At 72.7% G+C, this 890-nt stretch carries 2 protein-coding genes; one reads left to right on the top strand and one right to left on the bottom strand.

Annotation, left to right across the window (positions count from 1 at the left end):
* Positions 1–471 (bottom strand): winged helix-turn-helix domain-containing protein (locus tag AC2W7C_RS18520; RefSeq protein ID WP_486002656.1); only part of this gene is annotated, 471 nt, incomplete at its 3' end.
* A 149-nt stretch (positions 472–620) separates the two neighbouring features.
* On the opposite strand from AC2W7C_RS18520, the gene AC2W7C_RS18515 reads away from it, so the two are divergent.
* The coding region (locus tag AC2W7C_RS18515; RefSeq protein ID WP_486002655.1) for a hypothetical protein at positions 621–890 on the top strand (270 nt) is incomplete at its 3' end.

The raw sequence follows: 890 nt of genomic DNA, 5'->3' as shown, positions 1-890 counted from the left end.
CGGCCCGGCTGCGGCCCAGGCGCTCGCGAGGGTCGCTCCCAGGGCGGCGACGGCGGCGGCGCGCGAGAGAACCCTCCTTGAAATCCGGCTCGAACCCGGGGGCGGCAGGGCCTCCGGCGCGGCCTCGTGCACCTGGCCGATGAACTGGTACCCGACACGCGCATGGGTCTCGATCAGAGCGCCCGCGTCATCGCCCAGCGCCTTGCGCAATCGCCCGACGCAGGTGTTCAGGTTCTGGTCCGCGCCCAGATGGTCCGCCGACCAGAAGCGTTCGATCAGCTCCTGACGCGTGGCGACCCGATCCCGGCGGGCGATCAGATAGTCCAGCAGCTCCAGCGACTGCCGCGGAGCCTCCACCGCCTCGCCATTCCTGGACAGGCTGAAGGGGCGCGTGCGCAGCGTATAGTCGCCGAAGCGCGTCGTGCGGTCCGAGAACCGGGCGGAATCGCCGTCGTGCTGGTCTGCGGTCATGCCCGCCGCCTCCCTCCGACATCGGATGTCAGCAAAAGTACCGGGATGTCATTTGCCTGCATCGGGCGAGGACGCCAAGCTTTCGCTCGATCGACCCCCCGTTCGCCCGCCCCGGCCCGTTCCGCCCGGTCATCCCGAAGGAAGCCCGCATGCGCCGTCTCCGCCTCCTCCTGTTGAGCGTTTCCGCCCTGGTGGCCTCTACGGCCCCCGCCTACGCCGAGCCGACCCAGGTCGACGTCCGCGTGCTGGCGCGCGGGGCCAAATTCCTGCCCGGCCATCAGACCGTGGCGGTGACGCTGCGCGACGCCGACACCGGCGAGGTCCTCGCTCGCGGATGGACCCGGGGCGGCACGGGCGGACACCGCCCGCATCCTCGGCGCCGCCCGCGGCGCGGCGCGGACCCAGCCGGGCGCGGCGCC

It is taken from the genome of Brevundimonas sp. CURTG3B2_SDJG (assembly GCF_057364705.1).
This window is presented reverse-complemented; position numbering and strand designations above follow the sequence as displayed.